We start from the raw sequence: 20,249 nt of genomic DNA on the forward strand, positions 1-20,249 counted from the left end.
CCCGAGAACTGTGACCGGTTTCGATCGTGATTTCGACCGGTCTCGCTCAGGAGACGGGGGCGATAGCCACGTAGGAGGCGGCGGCGCCGGCGGCGAGGACCGCCGTCGAGCCGGCGCGCATGCCCTCGGCCACGGCCGAGGCGAAGCCGTGCCCCGCGGCGAGCGCAGCGGCGAGCACGCCGACGCTCGCATCCCCGGCGCCCGTCGTATCCACCACGGGCCCCAGATCAATGGCCGGCATATGCCCGCTGCCCTCGGCGCAGGCCCACACCGCCCCGGCGGCGCCGAGCGTGACGAGCACGCCCGCGATCCCCCGCTCGCGCAGGGCGGCCGCCGCCGCGAGCGCCTCCTCCGGACTACCGGGCGCGGGCGAGCCCAGTACGAGCCCGCACTCGGTCTCGTTGACCACGAGCACATCGACGCCGGCCAGGGTCTCCGGCGCGATCGAGTAGACGGGCGCGAGGTTGAGGACCACACGGGCCCCGGCCCGGTGGGCCCATTCGATGACCTCCTCATTGGTCACTGCCGGGACCTCCCCCTGGAGGACGACGACGTCGTCGACGCCCACGTCGATCGCCTCGGCGGCCTGCGCGCCGGTGACGCGGGCGTTGGCGCCGGCGTCGAGGATGATCGTGTTCTCCCCGGTGGCGCTGACGGTGATGAACGCGATACCGGTGGTGTTCTCCTCATCCGTGCGCAGCGCGCTCACGTCCACGCCGTGGCCACGCAGCTCCTCGCGCAGGGTGATGCCTGCGGCATCCCCGCCCACACGGCCGACGAGCAGGGCCTCGGCGCCCCCGTGAGCGGCGGCCGCGGCCTGGTTGGCTCCCTTGCCGCCGAGCCTGTAGCTCGTGGATGTCCCCGCCAGGGTCTCCCCCGGCGCGGGGAAGCGCTCGACGGTGACGGTGATGTCCTGGTTGACCGATCCGACGACGATGACGCGCCCCATGGCATGAGCTCCTTCGCTTGGGCGGACGGGCTATCAGGGTACCGCCCGTTCCCCTGCCATCCCCGCCTTTTCCGATGATCGATGGCCTAGAATGGGAGTCGCCGATCAGGGGCGCCGGCCCACTCGCCCCTTGTCCGGCGCGCCCTCCCTGGCAGTCACGCTGACGAAGGAGTCGAATGTGGCCACCACGATGATTCTCGACTGCGACCCGGGTCATGATGACGCCATCGCGATCCTCCTCGCGCTGGGCAGCCCCGAGGTCGACCTGATCGGCATCACGACGATCGGCGGCAACCACGGCCTGGACAAGGTCACCCATAACGCCCGCGCCGTCTGCGAACTCGCGGGCCGCCCGGAGACGCCCATCCACGCCGGCTGCCGGCGCCCCCTCATCCGCCGGCCCATTGACGCCGCCTACATCCACGGCGAGACCGGTCTCGACGGCGTCGACCTGCCCGAACCGTCCCGACCGCTCGCCGCCCAGCACGCCGTCGACTGGCTCATCGAGACGATCATGGGCCGTGAGCCCGGGACGATCACGATCGTCCCCACGGGTCCGCTGACGAATATCGCGATGGCGGCCCGCCTGGAGCCGCGCATCGTCGCGCGGGTCAAGGAGATCGTCCTCATGGGCGGCGCCTACGGGGTCGGCAACGCGACGCCGGTGGCCGAGTTCAACATCCTGTGCGATCCCGAGGCCGCCCAGATCGTATTCAACGAGTCCTGGCCCGTGACCATGATCGGGCTGGACGTCACCCACCGGGCGCTGTGCACTCCCGAGGTCCAGGCGGACCTGTGCGAGGCGAACCCGCGCCTGGCCGATGCCGTCGGCGGGCTGATGGACTTCTTCCGCTCCACCTACCGGGATCAGGAGGCCTTCCCGGATCCGCCCACGCACGACCCCTGCGCCGTCGCCCGCGTCATCGACCCGAGCCTCATTCCCACCAGGCGCTGCCCGATCGACGTCGAGCTGCGCGGGACGCTGACCTACGGGATGACCGTGACCGACATGCGCGCGCTCGTCGACGACTCCGACCCCGCCTGCACCACCCGGGTGGGGACGGGACTGGACGCCGAGCGCTTCTGGGAGCTCGTGGCCGACGCGCTCGCGCGCCTCGGTTGACTCATCCCCTCCCCGCCCCCGAGCGTCTCTCGAAGGAACCGATCATGTACTTGGCCATCAACGTCCTGGGCATCGCCGTCTTCCTGGCGGCGGGCTGGCTGCTCTCCCATGACCGCAAGAGGATCCCTTGGCAGTCCGTGGCGATCCTGACCGCCCTCAACCTCGTGATCGCCTGGGTCCTCACGAGCTTCACCTGGGGGCGCGCGGCCATCGAGGGCGCGGCCGCGGGCTTCAACGAGCTCGTCTCCGTGGCCTGGAAGGGCATCAACTTCGCCCTGGCGAACTGGGTGGGGGCCGAGGGAGTGGACCCGATGCCCGTGAACTTCGTGGTCAGCGCCCTGCTGCCGATCCTGCTGGTGGTGCCCGTCTTCGACATCCTCACCTATATCGGCTTCCTGCCCTGGCTCATCAAGTGGATCGGCTGGGGACTCAGCGCGGTCACCCGCCAGCCCAAGTTCGAGGCCTTCTACTCCATCGAGATGATGTTCCTGGGCAACACGGAGGCCCTGGCGGTCTCCAAGCTGCAGGTGCAGCGGATGAGCCCGGCGCGCAACGTCGTCATCGCCATGATGTCGATGAGCTGCGTGACGGCATCGATCCTGGCGGCCTACATCCAGATCGTTCCGGCGGAGTTCGTACTGACAGCGGTGCCCCTCAACTGCCTCAACGCGCTCATCGTCACCTCCATGCTCTACCCCGTCCACGTGCCGCCCGAGGAGGACATCATCGTCACCTACGAGGGTGTCGACGACTCCGAGGACGCCGACGGCGCGCAGAGCAGAGCGGCGAAGGAACCGTTCTTCTCCTTCCTGGGCGACTCGATCCTGGGCGCCGGCAAGCTCATCCTCATCATCACCGCCAACGTCATCACCTTCGTGGCCCTGGCGGCCCTCATCAACAAGATCCTCGGAGCGATCTGGGAGCCGCTCTCCCTGGAGTCGGCGCTCGGCGTCGTCATGTACGGACCCGCGCTCCTGCTGGGCCTGGACACCTCCACCGCCTGGGACATGTCCCGGATCATGGGCCTCAAGCTGGTCACCAACGAGTTCGTGGCCATGGGGCAGGTGCAGCCCCACATCGGCGACTACGCGCGCCACTACCAGGCGGTACTCACCGTCTTCCTGACATCCTTCGCGAACTTCGGGACGCTCGGCATGATCATCGGCTGCTTCAAGGGCCTGGTGGACAAGGAGCGCAATGACCTCATCTCCAAGAACGTGGGCCGGATGCTCCTGTCCGGGATCCTCGTCTCGCTGCTGTCGGCCGGAATGGTCGGTCTGTTCGTCTGGTGAGGGAGGAGCGAATCATGACCCGTAAGCTCATTCTGGATCTGGACACCGGCATCGACGACGCCCTGGCGATCGCCTACGCCCTGGGCAGCCCGGAGGCCGAGCTCATCGGCATCACCACCACCTACGGCAATGTCCTCGTGGAGGACTCGGCGCGCAACTGCCTGGCGGTGCTCGACCTGCTCGGAGCGCCGCATGTGCCCGTCTACCCCGGCCTGCCCCACGCCCTGGCCCGCGACGGCTTCGAGGTTCTGGAGATCTCCGCCTTCATCCACGGCCGCAACGGCCTGGGCGATGCGGCACTGACTCCCTCGCCCCGCGCCGTGGAGGGGACGAGCGCCGTCGACTTCATCATCGAGGCCTCCCGCGCCCACGGGGAGGATCTCGTGTACGTGCCCACTGGTCCGCTGACCAACCTGGCAGCCTCCCTGAAGAAGGACCCGGGCCTGGCTGAGCGGCTGACCGTGGTGCTCATGGGCGGGGCGCTCACGGTGAGCGGGAATGTCAGCCCGTGGTCGGAGGCGAATATCAGCCAGGACCCGGAGGCCGCCGACGCCGTCCTGCGCTCGGGGGTGAGCGCCACGATGGTCGGCCTCGACGTCACCCTCCGGACCCTGCTCACCTATGAGCACACGCGCCGCTGGCGCGAGCTGGGGACGGCCGCGGGAGATTTCCTGGCGGATATGACGGACTACTACATCCGGGCCTATGAGACGACGGCGCCCGGGCTCGGCGGCTGCGGCCTGCACGATCCGCTGGCGGTCGGCGTCGCCGTGGACCCCTCCTTGGTGACGATGCTGCCCATCAACCTCGCGGTGGATCTGGAGGGCCCGACCCGGGGGCGCACCATCGGGGATGTGGAGCGCCTGAGCGCCCCGAGGACGAGCCGGGCGGCCGTGGCCGTCGACGCCGAGAGGTTCCTCACCGAGTTCATGTCCCGCGTCACCGCCCTGGCGCGGACCCGCTGAGCGGCGCGGCCCGGGAGTCGGAGTCGGAAGCACTGCTCATTTCCAGGCCTGCTGCGCGAGGAGCCTGTGAGGGGCGCGGGGTCGACAGGGCGCGAGGGCCGGCGCCCGCCTCACCGGCGCGGAGGCGGTCAGCCTTGCTGGGGCATCACGTAGGAGCAGCCCAGGGCGAAGGGGAAGCCGGGCTTGAGCAGGCAGGCGACGACGGGCTCGGCGAGCTCGATGAGCAGGCCGGCGTCCAGGCCCCGCTCGGCCTCGGGACCGGCGCCGGCCAGGAGGGACTCGTAGGGGATGGACAGGTCGAGCAGCGACATGCCGCCCCGCCGATCCGCCTTGTCCCATGCGCCCCCCTCCATCTCCATGAGCGTTCCCAAGTGGAAGCGCATGACGCGCTGGGAGTCCACCTCGGAGGGCACGGAGAGGATGTGGTGGGCCTCGGGGTCGCGAGGAGCGCGCAGGGTGAAGACGAGGATGGCGCCGTCGCGAGCCGCCCTCAGCATGAGCCGGGCGATGTGGACGGCGAAGGATGCCGTGTCGAAGCCCCCGCTCATCGCCTCGGGCACGCTCAACGGCCCGTCGAGGGGGATGAGGACGCCCGTGCCGGCGTCGTTGATGGCGCGCCGCCCGGTGGGGCCCTCGGCGCGCAGGCGCAGGCCGCCCTCCTCCAGCGTCCCGACCTCGACGCGCTCAGCCCACCCCCCGGGCACGCAGGAGGGCCCGGGCTCGGTCTCCACGTGCCCCAGCCCCAGGACATCGGCGAGATCAGTGCCATCGGCGGGCCGGTACCAGGCGATCTGGTCGCCGTCGAACCACAGGGGGACGACCCCGTTGAAGGGGATGCCGAAGCGCACATGCGCCGGCAGCGGCGGGATCGTCGGCGCTGGGGCGGGCTCGCCGGCGGGGCCCACGAGGTAGTCGCTCATGGGGCCAGGGTAGCGGGGCTCGCCGACCGGGCCCGGTGGATGGGGTTGGAACGGGCCCGAACGGGAGGGCGGCCCGGGCGCCGTCCCCCTTCAGCGCCCGGGCCCCGGACCGGATCGGCGGGCTCGCGGCGCGCCTAGGGCCGCTGGACGCGCTCGGGCCGGCGGGCGGCGCGTCGCTCGGCCTTGCGCGCCCGCTCCCAGCGGTGGACGGGGCGCGCGGTGAGTGCCAGGAGGGCGAGGACGGCGAGCGCGGAGGTGGTGAGGATCCAGGCGGGCGCGTGGCGTACGCCCAGGGCCGCCACCTGGGACATGTCAATGCTCACGCTCAGGGCGAGCACGATGAGCAGGCCGATCCGACTTCGCGGGTGACCGTTCCAGGCCGCCCACCCCAGGCCGAGGACCACGAGCGTGAGGATGACCGAGATGGTGCCCACCGCCGCGTAGACGACGGTCCGCGCATCGCTGACCCCGCTGGACCAGAGGAGGTCGATCGTCGTGGACAGGGCGGCTGAGGCGATCGTCGAGCCGATCCTGGCGGCGACGAGCAGCGCGATGAGGCCGAGCGCGATGACGAGCTGGCCCGGCCTGTGCCGCGAGGCGCGCTTATCGGCAGCCCTGGCGCGGGCCAGCTCCACGGAGTGCTGGGAATCGGGCACGACGTCGTGGAGGTCGAGGACGTAGAGGTCGCCGTCGGTGATGACCTGGTCGCCCCCGCCGTTCTTGTCGTGGTAAGCAGTGAAGAAGTCGGGCCAGATCTGGAGGGTGGCGGCTGGGGAGGCCCATCGGATGTCGTCGACGACGTAGTCGCGCTCGACGTCGATATCCGCATCGATCTTGTGGGTCACCTGGAGGGTGAGGGTGGACAGGCCGACGGCGCGGTCGTAGGTGGCGGCGGCCAGCCAGTCAACGGCGCGTCCGCCGGGAAGCACCCAGTTCGCGGGGGTGTGCCACAGGCGCACGTGGTGGCGCTGGGAGGGGTTGCCCTCAACCTCCTTCTGGTAGGCGACGTCCTGGGCGCGGCCGAAGAGCTGGAGGGTGGACACCGGCGCGCCGGGGTAGGAGCGGCGCAGGAGGGAGGAGATGATGATGCGCCAGCTCGAGCGCGGCGTGATCGGGTCGGCCCGCACCCAGCCGGCGCTGCGCATGGCCTCGTGGAGGTCCTCCTCGTCGCCCAGGAGGGCGAGGTTGACGGGGTCGCCGAGGAGGCCGTCGGGCGTGCGGGTGCGCCCGATGAAGTAGTCGGGGACATAGAGCCAGGTGAGGACCTGGTGGATACGGGGGATCGCGAGGTAGGCGAGCAGGCCCCAGAAGGCTATTCCTGCGAGGAGGGCCCAGGGGGTCGGGTGCCATCCGGCGCCGATGACGAGCCAGGCCAGCCAGAGGGCGGCGCCCGCGGCGAAGGCGAAGAAGGCGGCGTCGATGACATCGTCGAGCCCCCAGTTGCGGGCGCGGGCCTGCGTCACCTTGCTGGATCCCCGGTAGACGGGCGGGACCGTCGGCCGGGGCCTCATGGGCGCATCCGCCCCCTCGGTCACATCAGAAGTCCCAGTCATCATCTTCGGTGGCCTCGGCGGTGCCCATCACGTAGGAGGATCCGGAGCCGGAGAAGAAGTCGTGGTTCTCATCCGCGTTGGGGGACAGGGAGGCGATGATCGCGGGGTTGACATCGACGGTCTCGGCGGGGAAGACGGCCTCGTAGCCCAGGTTCATGAGGGCCTTGTTGGCGTTGTAGCGCAGGAACTTCTTGACGTCCTCCGTCAGGCCCAGCTCGTCGTAGAGGTCCTCGGTGTACTGCTCCTCGTTGTCGTACAGCTCCATGAGCAGGTCGAGAGTGTACTCGCGCAGCTCCGCCTGGCGCTCCGGGGAGGACTCGCGCACCGCCAGCTGGTACTTGTAGCCGATGTAGTAGCCGTGCACGGCCTCGTCGCGGATGATGAGGCGGATGAGGTCGGCGGTGTTGGTGAGCTTGGCGTGGCTGGACCAGTACATGGGGGCGTAGAAGCCGGAGTAGAAGAGGAAGGACTCCAGCATGGTGGAGGCGACCTTGCGCTTCTCCGGGTCGTCGCCCCGGTAGTAGTCGAGGATGATCTGGGCCTTGCGCTGGAGGTTCTGGTTCTCCTCGCTCCATCGGAAGGCCTCGTCGATCTCCGCCGTCGAGATGAGGGTGGAGAAGATCGAGGAGTAGGAGCGGGCGTGCACGGACTCCATGAAGGCGATGTTGGTGTAGACCGCCTCCTCATGGGGGGTGCGGGCGTCCGGGATGAGGGAGACGGCACCGACGGTGCCCTGGATGGTGTCCAGGAGGGTCAGGCCGGTGAACACGCGGGTGGTCATGTTCTTCTCGGCCTCGGTCAGGGTGGCCCAGGACTGGATGTCGTTGGACAGCGGCACCTTCTCGGGCAGCCAGAAGTTCCCGGTGAGGCGGTCCCAGACCTCGAGGTCCTTGTCGTCGACGAGGCGGTTCCAGTTGATCGCCTGAACGCGGTCGATGAGCTTGATGGGATCGTGCATGTTCTTCCTCCGAAAGGGATGGGCCCACCGCGGCCGGCCGCGGTGGGCCCATGCTAACGACAGCGCCCGACGACGGCGATGATGCGGACGACGACGTCGCCCGCCACGCCCCCGGAGCCGTATCCCACCTTGCTGCGCCACGTGAGGCATCCGCGCTCCTCGGCGCTCGATGGGTCCTGAGGGCTCTGCGCGCTCCTCACCGGTTCTCCTCGCAGCTCGGACGGAGGGTGAGGGTCAGGGCGAGATCGCGCTCGGCCACCCGGTAGCGCTCGGCGAGGACGGGCCCGCAGCTGTTCGACCCGATGCCCGCCATGGCGGCGTCGAGGGTGAGGACCGTGGAGCCGCACTCGACGAGCTCGGTGTTGTGGCGGCGGGCCGCCAGCTCCTCCGCGGTGTAGGGGGAGGCGTTGAAGGAGAAGGGGCTGCGGCCGATGGCGGTCAGGCCGGGGCGCGGCCCACCGGGCGCCGCTCCTCCCGCCCCATCGCCGCTGACGACGGCGACGTAGTCGCAGTCGGTGTGACTGCCGTTCTCCTGGGGCTTGATGTGGTCCTCGTGCAGCTCGCGCAGGGCGGCGGCGAACTCGCCGTGGCGGCTGGCGCGGCGCTTGTCGATGTAAGCGCCGCCGGGGCCCAGCCCGTAGTAGGACACCCGGTCCATCCTCTCGGGGAGGAAGAGCCGCAGGCCCAGGCGCGGCAGGGCGGGGAAGCCCTCGGTGCGGCTCATGTCGAGCGCGAGGTCGATATCGCCGTCGGCCCGGACGGTCCAGGTGATGGTGCCGCGCAGGGCGGGCTGGAGGGCGGGAGCGACCATGGCTATCCCAGCTCTCAGGACCACGCGGCCCTCCTCGGAGGGCTCCACGACCCGCAGGCCCTCGGCGCGCGCCGTCGCCCAGTGGTAGCCGGCGCGCTCCCATTCGGCGCGGATATGGCAGTCGTTGTCCGTGGGAGCGCGCCAGATGATGAGCTCGGCCGGGCGGTCCAGGAGCTCGGCGGAGCCGGCGCGGATGCTCGTGGGCAGGGCGGTACGCGTATCGAAGGAGCAGGTGAGCCCGGGGGCGACGACGTCGATCCGCCCTCCGCTCCGCATGGCGGTCACGGGGCCCCGGGGGGCGGGGCGCTCATCCAGGGCGGCCACCGCCCGGTGGCGGCGATCCGCACCGGGCAGGGCGACCTCATCGAATCCGAGCTCGTGGCCGGCGCGGAGAAGGGGCTCGTCGCGGGCGAGGCGGTAGGTGATGAGAAGGTGGCAGCGCCCGGTGTCCGGGATGCTCAGGGGCAGCGGGAGGCAGGCCTCGCTGTGGGGCGGGATGGGCGCCGTCAAGGGAATGTCCCCGCTGGCCAGGCTCTCGCCGTCGCGGGTGAGCTCGTAGGTCGCGCGGGCGTAGGAGGCCAGGTCGGTGTGGTCGAGCTCGTTGCGCAGGGTGAGGGTGCCGGCCTCGGCGTCGTAGGAGACCACGCGCGCGGGGCGCTGGACGTTCTTGAGCTCGGCGAGCCCGGAGTGGGGCGCGCGATCCGGTGAGACGAGGCCGTCGACGCAGAAGTTGCCGTCATGGATCTGCTCGCCGCTGTCCCCGCCGTAGAGGTAGATGACGCGCCCATCCGGGTCGGTGCCGGCGGCGACTGCGTGATCGCACCACTCCCAGACGAATCCGCCGCACATGCGCTCATCGGCCCGGATGATCTCCCAGTAGTCCTCGAGGTCGCCGGGGCCATTGCCCATGGCGTGGCAGTACTCCACGAGGAGGAAGGGCTTGTCCGGATCGGAGTCGAGGTAGGCGCGGATCTCATCGAGGCCGGGGTACATCCGCGAGTAGAGGTCGAGATCGGAGTAGTCGTAGGCGCGCCTGGAACTGCGGTGGAAGGCGCTCTCGTAGTGGGTCAGGCGCGTGGGGTCGAAGCCCTTGACCCAGGCCAGCGCCGCTTCGAAAGTGCATCCGTAGGCGCACTCGTTTCCGGCGGACCAGGCGATGACGCTGGGGCGGTTCTTCTCCCGGTGGACGCACAGGCGCATGCGGTCGATAGTGGCCCCGGTCCACTCGGGATTGTCGGCGATGGGCTCGTTCCAGTGCTCGGCCCGGTTATCCCAGGAGGGGTCGGCGAGGAAGCGGGTCTGGGCGCCATGGCTCTCGTTGTCCGCCTCGGACATGACGTAGAGGCCGTATTCATCGCAGAGCTGGTAGAAGCGAGGGTCGTTCGGGTAATGGGAGGAGCGCACCGCGTTGATGTTGTGCTCCTTCATGAGCCGCAGGTCGCGCCGCATATGGGCGAGGTCGATGGCGGGCCCGGTGACGGGATCGGAGTCATGGCGGTTGACGCCGCGCAGGGTGATGGGCCGGCCGTTGAGGCGCACGACGGCGCCGTCGGCGCTGACCTCCCTCAGGCCAACGCGGTCGGCGATGGACTCGCCGGGAGTGATGAGGGTGACGGTATAGAGGTAGGGGTCCTCCGCGGTCCAGGGGTGCGGATGGGGAACCTCCAGTCGCAGCCGGTGGGTGTAGGGGGCGTCGGCCCGGTCGTCGGCCGCCTCCGTGCCAGCGGCGCCCGCTGCCGGGGCGGCCTCGGGCTCGAGGGCGCCCGAGGCCACCGTGAGGCCGTCGCGGTCCGTCAGCACTGCCCTGGTGGGGACGGCCCCGCCCCGGTAGGAGGCCCGGATCTCGACGGCGGCGGGGGCGTCGGCAGCGCCCCCATCGCCGAGGGTGGTGGTGACGGCGTAGTCGAGGAGGGAGGCGCGCGGGCGGGCCAGGAGGTAGACGTCGCGGAAGATGCCACTGGTGCGGAACTTGTCCTGGTCCTCCATGTAGGTGCCGTCGCACCACTTGAGGACGAGGACGGCGAGGCGGTTGGCGCCGGGGCGGATGTGCTCGGTGACGTCGAACTCGCTCGTGGCGTGGGAGACCTGGCTGTAGCCGACGTAGGCGCCGTTGAGCCAGACGTAGAAGCAGGAGTCGACGCCCTCGAAGACGAGATGCGCGCAGGGGGCCTCGGCAATGGGGGTGTAGTCGAATTCGCGCAGGTAGGCGCCGCAGGGGTTGTCCTGGGGAACGCGGGGCGGGTCGAAGGGGATGGGGTAGCGGACGTTCGTGTACTGGTGGTGGTCGTAGCCGGTGTGCTGCCAGGTGCTGGGCACGGGCACCTCGGCGAAGTCGAGGACGGCCCAGGCCGCTGGGCCGGGGGCGGCCTCGCCCTCCCAGAAGGGAATGGAGAGGTCGCGGACCGACGGCAGGTAGGCGAAGCGCCAGGTGCCCGACAGGAGTTGGAAGCGGTCGGAGTCCTGGCGCTTCCAGGGGCTGGGGTCGGGCGGGGTGGAGGCGGGGACGTAGTAGGCGCGGGCAGGAAGGGTGTTCTCGTGGAGGACGCCGAGGTCCTCGTAGTGTCGGGGGATGATCATCGCTTGCGGTCTCCTGCGACTGGCGGCGTTGGGGGCGGCCCGCTCCGATGCGGCCCGTGCGGCCCGTTCGAGCTCCTTAATGTTGACGTTATCATAAAGGTGATCCGCAACATGGGCAAGAGAATGGCTCGTTCGCACCCGCGCATCGGGCCTCACCTGGCCCCAACCATGGGAACGTCACCACGAAATGGCGGCAGAATGCCGATATCCACCCCTGATAGCCTCGCGCCATGGCCGGTGGGAGCAGGAGTTCGGGGGCGCCGTCGCTCGGCGATGTCGCCCGCCTGGCCGGCGTCTCCACACAGACGGCCTCACGCGTCTCCATGGGCGCCGGCAATGTTCGCCCGGCCACCCGCGAGCGCGTGCTACGGGCCATGAGCCAGCTCGGCTACTCCCCCAACCGCGCGGCTCAGGCGCTGCGCCGCGGCTCCTTCAAGGCGATCGGCGTCCTCACCCAGCAGATCCAGCGCACCGGTGAGGCCCTGACCACGGCGGGCGTCGTCGAGGAGGCGACGAACGCGGGCTACGCGGTGAGCCTCGTGCAGGTGGAACGGCCCGAGTCCGATGACATGCGCACGGCGGCGGTCCGGCTCGCCCACCAGGCCATCGACGGGCTCGTCGTCGTCCAGGCGGGACGGGCGGGGCGCGAGCACCTCGCCCTGCCGCCGACCATGCCCGTGGCCGTCTCCGACTCCGCGCTCATGGGCTACTACCCCTCGGTCAGCGCGGATCAGGCCGGCGGGGTACGCGAGGCCATCAGTCACCTGCTCGCCCTGGGACACCGGACCGTCCACCACGTGGCCGGCCCCGAGGGCTCGCAATCCGCGCTCATCCGCCGCGCCGCATGGGCGGCGAGCCTGCGGGAGGCCGGCGCGCCGACGCCCGAGCCGCTGCCCGGGGACTGGAGCGCGGCCTCCGGGTACCGGGCGGGCCTGCGCCTGGCCGCCGACCCCGAGGTGACGGCCGTGCTGTGCGCGAATGACGAGACGGCGCTCGGCCTCATCCGCGCCATGCACGAGCAGGGGCGCGCCGTGCCGGCCGATGTGTCCGTCGTCGGCTTCGACGGACTGGACCTGGGCGAGTTCAGCTTCCCGCCGCTGACGACGGTCCACCAGGACTTCAAGCGCCATGGGCGGGAGATGGTGCGCCTCGTCCTGGAGCAGGTGGCCTCTGGAGTGGTGGACGGCTCGCGGAGCATCATCATCCCCACCGAACTCGTCCTACGGGGCTCGACGGCGCCCCCGAGCGCGCGTGCGGGCGAGGGGCAGACCCGGCAGGGGCGTGCGTGCGCACCCTCGGTGTGAGCACAATCGAGTCATGCTGCCCAAGGCCGACGCGTCCACTGCCCCGCCGATCACCCGCAGCGGCACCGCCGCCGATCTCGCCGCCGACCTAGCCGAGCGCCTGACGCGGCAGATCGGGCGCGATCCGGGTGGGCGCGTGATCGTAGGGCTCACGGGGGCGCCGGGATCCGGGAAGTCGACGGCGGCGCGCGAGCTGACGGGGCTCCTGGCCGAGGCGGGGGCGCTGGCGGGCGAGGTGCCGATGGATGGCTTCCACATGTCCAACGCGGTGCTCGACGAGCTGGGGCGCCATGGGCGCAAGGGCGCTCCGGACACCTTCGATGTGGGCGGCTACCTCGTGACCCTGGACCGAGTGCGGCGCGGCGAGGAGGTGCTGGCGCCGGTCTACCGGCGCGACTTGCATGAGCCGGTGGCCGCGGGCACGCGGGTGTCCGGGGGCGGAGTCGTCGTCACGGAGGGGAATTACCTGGCACTGGGCGAGGGCGGCTGGCAGGCTGCGCGTGAGCGCATCGACCTGCTCATCATGCTGGTGGTGGGGCGCGAGGAGCTGGCCGCCCGGCTCGTGGCGCGGCATATGAGCTTCGGGCGGGACCGCGTGGCTGCGGCCCACTGGGTGCGCGTCGTCGATCTTCCCAATGCCGCACTGGTGGAGGCCAGCGCCCCCCGGTGCGACGAGCTCTGGACCTGCGCCCCGTCCTCCCACCGAAACCGGTAGAAAACAGCATCGAAACCGGTCCCGCCCGCTGAGCAACGGCCCACGCTGGCATCATGCTTGTGGCTTTCTCCGTGTCCCCGTCCACCACCGACGACCCCGATTCGCTGTCCGCAGCTGTCGCCCGCGCTGTGCGCGTGTGCCGCGATTCGGGCCCGCCATACGAGACGACGTCGGCTGAGCCGATCACCGGCGCGCCTCCTCCAGCAGGTCCGCGGTCGTATCCGCGTCGGGCCCCTCCCCGTCGCCGCGCAGACCGCTCACCGTCAGAACGTGACCCTCCGTATGGAGGTCGAGCTCGTGTCGGCGAGCTGGGGGATCCACGGATCGTGGGCGTCCAGGACAAGTGTCCAAGCGGCTCGTTCTAGTGATCGAGGTCGATGGTTCCCAGCACGAATGCTCAGAGGAGCGGATCCGGCGCGATCGGACCAAGGACTCAATTCTCACCTCTTGCAATATCCCGCTCTTGCGCCTCAGAACGAATGACAGCGGTCAGGAGGAACGGATCCGCGAGGCGCTGGACACGGCGCTCCTCAGATGGCGGCCACCCTCATCGCCGACATCGCGCCCTCGATGACGCCATCAGCCGATAGAGACCGAGGCCGGCATCGAAGGGACGATCTCGGCGGGCGGAAGGGCCGCCGGGCTGGGGCAGACTGGGGCGGTGAGTCCTGAGCCACCCGCGGAGCCCATCGAACCGGCCCCCGCAGCGCCCATCTCGGCTGCGCCTCTTCCCGCGCGAGATCTCACCGCACTGCTGGAGACCATCGGCGCGCGCGACGGCAGGCTGGTCCACCTCGAGCGCACACCCGCCCGGCCGGCCCGCCCGGCCGACTGGCCGTCCTGGGCCGACCCGGCCCTCGTCGCCGCCCTGGTCGCCTCCGGCATCCCTCGGCCCTGGATCCACCAGGCCCGGGCCGCCGACTCCCTCCACGCCGGCCACCACACCGTCATCGCCACCGGCACTGGCTCCGGGAAGTCACTGGCCGCCTGGCTCCCCGCCGTCTCCGACGTCCTCGGCGCCCAGCGCGCCGCTCACGCCAGCGGCACCGGGCACCGCATCTCCGCCCACGGCCATCGCCCCACCGCCCTCTACCTCGCACCCACCAAGGCCCTCGCCGCCGATCAGGCCGCCACCCTCGACCGCCTCTCCGCCCGCATCGAGGCCGTCCAGGCAGGCACCGCAGGCGCGCCGCGCCTCACCCTGCGCTCCGGCACCTGCGACGGGGACACTCCCCTGCCCGAGCGCGACTGGGCCCGCGCCCACGCCGACATCGTCCTGACCAACCCCGACTTCCTCCATTTCTCCCTCCTGCCCGGCCATGAGCGCTGGGCCCGCCTCCTGCGCTCACTGCGCTACGTCATCGTCGACGAGTGCCACGCCTACCGGGGAGTCCTCGGGGCGCATGTCGCCCTCGTCCTGCGCCGCCTCCTGCGCCTCGCCCGCCGCCTGAACCCGGACTCCCCGGGGCCCACGGTCCTCGCCGCCTCGGCCACCGCCGCCGAGCCCGCCCTCACCGCCGCGCGCCTCATCGGGGCCCCGCCCGCCGATGTCGTCGCCATCACGGACGACGGCGCCCCCGCCGGGGAGCGCGCGCTGGCCCTCTGGCAGCCAGCCCTCATCGATCCGTGGGGTGCCGACCCCGCCGTCTCCACGGCCGATCCCGGCTCGGGCCCCGCCGACACCCCCAACGCCCCGGACCTGCCCTCGCCGCGCCGCTCGGCGACCGCCGAGGCCTCCGAGGTGCTCGTCGACCTTCTCAGCGCCGGAGCCCGGGCCCTCGTCTTCGTGCGCTCGCGCCGCTCCGCGGAGATCGTCGCCGAGCACGCACGCCGCATCCTCACCCGCTCCGGCCCGCCACTGGCCGACTTGGCCGACGCCGTCGCCGCCTATCGGGGCGGCTACCTGCCCGAGGAGCGCCGAGACCTGGAAACGGACCTGCGCCAGGGCCGCTTGCGCGCCCTGTCCACCACGAACGCCCTCGAGCTGGGCATCGACGTGACCGGCCTGGACGCCGTCCTCATCGCCGGATGGCCCGGCACCCGCGTCTCGCTGGGCCAGCAGGCCGGGCGCGCCGGGCGCGCGGGCAGCCCCGGCGTCGCCGTCCTCATCGCCTCCGACAACCCCCTCGACGCCTACCTCGTCCATCACCCCGAGGACGTCCTCACCGCCCCCGAAGCCACCGTCTTCGACCCCGCCAACCCCTACGTCCTCGCCCCGCACCTGTGCGCGGCCGCCTCCGAGGCGCCCCTTCGCGAGGCCGACCTCGACCTCTTCGGCCTCCCCGATGAGAGCCTCCTGGCCGACCTCGCCGAGCGCGGGGCCCTGCGGCGGCGCCCCACCGGCTGGTTCTGGAACGCCGCCCTGCCCGGGCGCCCCCAGGACCTCACCACTCTGCGCGGGGACGGCTCGCCCGAGGTCCCCATCGTCGAGTCCCTCTCCGGCACCGTCATCGGCACCGCGCCCGGCGCCAGCGCCGACTCCTCCCTCCATGCCGGCGCCGTCTACATGCACCAGGGGCGCGCCTACGTCGTCGAGGAGCTCACCCAGGAGGCCGCCATCGTCACCCCGCGTCTGGCCGTGGGTTACCGGACCCGGGCCCGCGAGCGCTCCAGCGTGCGCATCCTCGCCGAGCGGAGCGCCGAGACCTGGGGCGATGGCCTCACCTGGAACCTCGGCAGCGTGGAGGTCACCAGCCAGGTCACCGGCTACAACAAGCTCGCCCTGCCCCGTATGGAGGTGGTCTCCCAGCACCCGCTGGACATGCCCGAGCGCGTCCTGCCCACCGCCGCCGTCTGGTGGACGATCCCTCTCGAGGCCTGCGAGGCCGTCGGCGTCACCCCGGCCCGGCTGCCCGGCGCCCTGCACGCCGCCGAGCACGCCTCCATCGGCATCCTCCCCCTCCTGGCCACCTGCGATCGCTGGGACATCGGCGGGCTGTCCACCGCGCTGCACCCCCAGACCATGCGCCCCACCGTGTTCGTCCACGATGGCGCCGCCGGGGGCGCAGGATTCGCGGAGCGCGGGCACCGCGCCGGGGCGCGTTGGCTGGAGGCCACGCTCGATGTCGTCACCCAGTGCCGCTGCGCCGACGGCTGCCCCAGCTGCATCCAGTCCCCCAAATGCGGCAACAACAACGAGCCCCTGGACAAGGCCGGCGCCATCGCCCTGCTGCGACTGCTCGCCCAGGCCGCGCAGGCGGCGGTCCCCTTGTCCTGACACGGCGTGAGGGGTCTAGGCTCACTCGCGTGCTGCTACAACTGCTGAGGACGCACCTGCGCCCTTACTACGGCCTGCTGGCCTGCGTGCTCGTTCTCGAGTTCGCACAGGTCATGGCCTCGCTCTACCTGCCGACTCTCAACGCGGACATCATCAACCGCGGCGTGGCCACCGGCGACACCGGCTACATCTGGCGCACCGGCGGACTCATGCTCGCCGTGAGCGCCGCCCAGGGCGCCTGCACCGTGCTCGCCACCTACCTGGCGGCGCGATCGGCCATGGGCCTGGGGCGGGACCTGCGGGCCAAGATTTTCCACCGGGTCGGCTCCTTCTCCGAGCGGGAGGTCTCCTCCTTCGGCGCCGGCTCCCTCATCACCCGCAACACCAACGACGTCCAGCAGGTCCAGATGCTCGTCCTCATGGGCTGCACCATGCTCGTCATGGCGCCGATCATGGCGGTGGGCGGCATCATCATGGCGGTCACGCGAGCCCCGGGCCTCGCCTGGCTCATCGCCGTGAGCGTGCCGGTGCTGCTGTTGATCGTCGGCCTCATCGTATGGCGCATGGTGCCGCTCTTCCGCTCCTACCAGGACCGGCTCGACGCCATCAACCGGGTCCTGCGCGAGCAGCTCACCGGTATCCGCGTGGTGCGCGCCTTCGTGCGCGAGCGGGCCGAGACCGAGCGCTTCGCCGTCGTCAACCACGACATGGCGTGGGTGGGCGAGCGCGTGGGCCGCCTCTTCGTCGTCCTGTTCCCGCTGGTCATGCTCATCCTGGACGTCACGATCGTCGGCGTCCTCTGGTACGGCGGCCACCGTGTGGGCTCGGGTGACGTGGAGGTCGGCACCCTCATCGCCTTCATGGCCTACCTCATGCAGATCCTCATGGGCATCGTCATGGCCTCCTTCATGACGATGATGATCCCGCGCGCGGCCGTGTGCGCCGAGCGCATCGGTGAGGTCCTGGCCATCGACTCGTCGCTGACCGTCGCGGAGGACGCCGTCACCGCTTTCCCGGAGCCCGGCAGCGTGGAGATGCGCGACGTCGCCTTCTCCTACCCCGGCGCCGAGGCGGCCGTTCTGGCCGGCGTCTCCTTCCGCGTCGCCCCCGGGTCGACGACGGCGATCGTCGGCTCCACCGGCTCGGGCAAGTCCACGCTCGTGTCCCTGCTGGCCCGGCTCGTCGACGCCACCGACGGCGAGGTGCTCATGGGCGGCCTGGATGTGCGCCGCGCTGAGCCCGAGGCCCTGTGGGCCACCCTCGGCCTCGTCCCCCAGAAGCCCTTCCTCTTCGCCGGCACGGTCGCCACGAACCTGCGGCTCGGCCGCGAGGAGGCCACCGACGACGAGCTGTGGGCAGCCCTGGAGGTCGCCCAGGCCCGCGACTTCGTGGAGGAGATGGACGGCGGTCTGGAGGCGGTCATCGCCCAGGGAGGCACGAACGTCTCAGGCGGGCAGCGCCAGCGTCTGGCCATCGCCCGCGCCCTCGTGCGCCGCCCGGACGTCCTCATCTTCGACGACTCCTTCTCCGCGCTCGACGTGTCCACGGACACCCGCCTGCGCGCGGCCCTCGCGCCTGCCACGGCCGGGGTGACGAAGATCGTCGTCGCCCAGAGGATCACCACCGTCACCGACGCCGATCAGATCCTCGTGCTCGACGGCGGACGGCTCGTCGGCACCGGCACGCATGAGGAGCTGCTGGGCACCTGCGAGGTGTACCGGGAGATCGTCTCCTCCCAGCTCGGACAGGAGGTGGCCGCATGAGCCGCGACAAGAGCGACGAGCGCGGCACGCGCGCGAAGACCGCGAAGGGCGCCGAGCGCGCGGACGGCGCCGCCGAGCTGAGCGAGGAGGACCTCAGGCTCGCCGCCTCGGCGCGGGCCGCCTCCGACGACTGGCACTCCGGCCCGCCCCCGGGCAGGGCTCAGGCCTTCTGGCCCTCCTTCCGCCGCATGATCGGCCTGCTGACGCCCTTCAAGGGGACGCTGGCGATCATCACGGTGGCCAGTGTCATCGGGGTCATCCTGTCCGTGGCCGCCCCCAAGGTGCTGGGCAACGCCACGAACGTCATCTTCGAGGGCGTCATCTCCTCGCGCCTGCCCGAGGGCGCCACGAAGGCCGAGGTGGTCGAGGGCCTGCGCGCGGCAGGCGAGACCGATATGGCTAATGTGGCCGCCGCGATGGATCTGCATCCGGGCCGGGGCATCGACTTCGAGCGCCTCGGCACGATCCTCGCCACCGTCCTCGTGCTGTACGTGACCTCCGCGCTCCTCATGTGGTTGCAGGGCTTCCTGCTCAACCGCATCACCGTGACCGCCATGTACCGGCTGCGCGAGCAGGTGGAGGCCAAGATCCACCGCCTGCCGCTGTCCTACTTCGATCAGATGCAGCGCGGCGAGATGCTCTCGCGCGTGACCAACGACGTCGACAACGTCACCAACACGCTCCAGCAGTCGCTGTCCGGGGCGCTGACCTCGATCCTCACGGTCATCGGCGTCATGGGGATGATGCTGTCGATCTCCTGGAGGCTGGCGCTGGTGGCGCTCGCCATCATCCCGCTCATGGGCGGGGTGTTCGGGGTCATCGGGCCGCGCTCCCAGAAGGCCTTCACCCACCAGTGGGCGCGCACGGGCCGCATCAACACGCGAGTGGAGGAGTCCTTCTCCGGGCACGCCCTCGTGCGGGTGTACGGGCGCACGCAAGCGGTGCGGGACGCTTTCGCCGCGGAGAACGACGAGCTCTACCGATCGGCGCTGCGCGCGCAGTTCCTTTCCGGCATCATGATGCCGCTCATGCTGGTCATCTCGAACGTCTCCTACGTGGCGATCGCGGTGGTCGGCGGGATCATGGTGGCCTCGGGGTCGCTGAGCCTGGGCGGCGTGCAGGCCTTCATCCAGTACTCCCAGCAGTTCTCCCAGCCGCTGGGCCAGCTCGGCGCGATGGCCACCTCGGTGCAGTCCGGCACGGCCTCGGCCGAGCGCATCTTCGAGCTGCTCGACGCCCAGGAGGAGAGCCCGGACGCCGGGGGCGCCCTGGCCGAGCAGGCCGGGGGCGCCCTGGCCGCCGGTGAGGACCGGGGCCCCGACGGCGCGGCCGGCGCCGGCGTCCTCGAGGTGGAGCACGCCCGCTTCTCCTACTCGCCCGGCACCGAGCTCATCCGGGACCTCTGCCTGCGCGTGGAGCCCGGCCGCACCGTGGCGATCGTCGGGCCGACGGGTGCGGGCAAGACCACCCTGGTCAACCTGCTCATGCGCTTCTACGAGCTCGACGGGGGCCGCATCACCCTGGACGGCCGGGACATCGCGTCGATGACGCGCCATGAGGTGCGCCGTCGGACGGGGATGGTGCTGCAGGAGCCATGGCTGTTCGAGGGGACGATCCGCGAGAACATCCGCTACGGGCGGCCCAGGGCATCGGATGAGGACGTGGAGGCGGCCGCCGAGGCGTGCTTCGTCGACCACATCATCAAGGCCCTCCCACAGGGCTACGACACGCTCCTGGAGGAGGACGGCGCGAATATCTCCACCGGTGAGCGCCAGCTGCTGACGATCGCGCGCGCCTTCATCGCCAACCCCGCCGTCCTCATCCTCGATGAGGCGACAAGCTCGGTGGACACCCGCACGGAGCTGCTGGTCCAACGGGCGATGAACCGGCTGCGCGAGGGCCGGACGAGCTTCGTCATCGCGCACCGACTGTCCACGATCCGCGACGCCGACACGATCCTCGTCATGGAGCACGGCGACGTCGTGGAGCAGGGCCGTCACGCCGAGCTGCTGGAACGCGGTGGGGCCTATGCCCGGCTGCACGCCGCCCAGTTCGCCGGCCGGGAGCCGGACTCGGACTGAGGACCCGCATGAGAGCGGTGG

At 71.1% G+C, this 20,249-nt stretch carries 15 protein-coding genes and 1 pseudogene; 10 read left to right on the top strand and 6 right to left on the bottom strand.

The window, feature by feature from the left end:
• Positions 1-46: 46 nt before the first annotated feature.
• Positions 47-949, bottom strand: coding sequence for a PfkB family carbohydrate kinase (locus tag B1H50_RS06115; protein WP_080462890.1), 903 nt, complete (start codon positions 947-949; stop codon positions 47-49).
• 178 nt (positions 950-1,127) lie between these two features.
• On the opposite strand from B1H50_RS06115, the gene uriH reads away from it, so the two are divergent.
• From uriH to B1H50_RS06130, 3 genes are read left to right on the top strand one after another with little or no spacing between them, the layout of a single operon-like run.
• Positions 1,128-2,072, top strand: a complete 945-nt coding sequence (uriH, locus tag B1H50_RS06120) for a uridine-preferring nucleoside hydrolase UriH (protein WP_080462930.1) — start codon at positions 1,128-1,130, stop codon at positions 2,070-2,072.
• 44 nt (positions 2,073-2,116) lie between these two features.
• Positions 2,117-3,364 carry a NupC/NupG family nucleoside CNT transporter gene (locus tag B1H50_RS06125; protein WP_080462891.1) on the top strand — a complete coding sequence of 416 codons (1,248 nt, stop codon included), beginning with the start codon at positions 2,117-2,119 and terminating at the stop codon, positions 3,362-3,364.
• A gap of 14 nt (positions 3,365-3,378) precedes the next feature.
• Entirely contained in the window at positions 3,379-4,329 is a 951-nt protein-coding gene (locus B1H50_RS06130; protein WP_080462892.1) for a nucleoside hydrolase, read from the top strand.
• A gap of 128 nt (positions 4,330-4,457) precedes the next feature.
• On the opposite strand, the gene B1H50_RS06135 is transcribed toward B1H50_RS06130, so the two are convergent.
• From B1H50_RS06135 to B1H50_RS06150, 5 genes are all read right to left on the bottom strand, one after another.
• Positions 4,458-5,249 carry a hypothetical protein gene (locus tag B1H50_RS06135; RefSeq protein WP_229657811.1) on the bottom strand — a complete coding sequence of 264 codons (792 nt, stop codon included), beginning with the start codon at positions 5,247-5,249 and terminating at the stop codon, positions 4,458-4,460.
• Between the two features lie 134 nt (positions 5,250-5,383).
• Positions 5,384-6,760 (bottom strand): LssY C-terminal domain-containing protein, encoded by a 1,377-nt coding sequence (locus B1H50_RS06140; protein WP_229657812.1) that lies wholly within the window; start codon positions 6,758-6,760, stop codon positions 5,384-5,386.
• A 25-nt stretch (positions 6,761-6,785) separates the two neighbouring features.
• Positions 6,786-7,760: a class 1b ribonucleoside-diphosphate reductase subunit beta gene (gene nrdF / locus B1H50_RS06145; protein WP_080462893.1), complete on the bottom strand. Its 975-nt coding sequence runs from the start codon at positions 7,758-7,760 to the stop codon at positions 6,786-6,788.
• A gap of 53 nt (positions 7,761-7,813) precedes the next feature.
• A complete protein-coding gene (locus tag B1H50_RS09745; RefSeq protein ID WP_158082833.1) occupies positions 7,814-7,960 on the bottom strand; it encodes a hypothetical protein in 147 nt (48 codons plus the stop codon).
• Positions 7,957-11,148, bottom strand: a complete 3,192-nt coding sequence (locus B1H50_RS06150; RefSeq protein ID WP_080462894.1) for a glycoside hydrolase family 2 TIM barrel-domain containing protein — start codon at positions 11,146-11,148, stop codon at positions 7,957-7,959. The genes B1H50_RS09745 and B1H50_RS06150 overlap by 4 nt, the downstream gene beginning before the upstream one ends.
• A 230-nt stretch (positions 11,149-11,378) precedes the next feature.
• On the opposite strand from B1H50_RS06150, the gene B1H50_RS06155 reads away from it, so the two are divergent.
• The 7 genes and pseudogenes from B1H50_RS06155 to B1H50_RS06185 all read left to right on the top strand — a co-directional run bounded on the left by B1H50_RS06155 (position 11,379) and on the right by B1H50_RS06185 (position 20,228).
• Positions 11,379-12,452 (top strand): LacI family DNA-binding transcriptional regulator, encoded by a 1,074-nt coding sequence (locus B1H50_RS06155; RefSeq protein ID WP_080462895.1) that lies wholly within the window; start codon positions 11,379-11,381, stop codon positions 12,450-12,452.
• 13 nt (positions 12,453-12,465) lie between these two features.
• Positions 12,466-13,167: a nucleoside/nucleotide kinase family protein gene (locus B1H50_RS06160; RefSeq protein WP_080462896.1), complete on the top strand. Its 702-nt coding sequence runs from the start codon at positions 12,466-12,468 to the stop codon at positions 13,165-13,167.
• A gap of 53 nt (positions 13,168-13,220) precedes the next feature.
• A pseudogene (locus B1H50_RS09985) lies at positions 13,221-13,340 on the top strand (thiamine-binding protein); the annotation flags it as partial.
• Between the two features lie 170 nt (positions 13,341-13,510).
• A complete protein-coding gene (locus B1H50_RS10135; RefSeq protein WP_080462898.1) occupies positions 13,511-13,741 on the top strand; it encodes a DUF2726 domain-containing protein in 231 nt (76 codons plus the stop codon).
• A gap of 87 nt (positions 13,742-13,828) precedes the next feature.
• Complete coding sequence (locus B1H50_RS06175) at positions 13,829-16,384, top strand: DEAD/DEAH box helicase (protein WP_373284798.1); 2,556 nt, start codon at positions 13,829-13,831, stop codon at positions 16,382-16,384.
• Positions 16,385-16,413: 29 nt separating this feature from the next.
• A complete protein-coding gene (locus tag B1H50_RS06180) occupies positions 16,414-18,147 on the top strand; it encodes an ABC transporter ATP-binding protein (RefSeq protein WP_080462900.1) in 1,734 nt (577 codons plus the stop codon).
• A complete protein-coding gene (locus B1H50_RS06185) occupies positions 18,144-20,228 on the top strand; it encodes an ABC transporter ATP-binding protein (protein WP_080462901.1) in 2,085 nt (694 codons plus the stop codon). The genes B1H50_RS06180 and B1H50_RS06185 overlap by 4 nt, the downstream gene beginning before the upstream one ends.
• The last annotated feature ends 21 nt before the right edge of the window (positions 20,229-20,249 follow it).

This window comes from Actinomyces gaoshouyii (assembly GCF_002072175.1).
GTDB lineage: Bacteria > Actinomycetota > Actinomycetes > Actinomycetales > Actinomycetaceae > Actinomyces > Actinomyces gaoshouyii.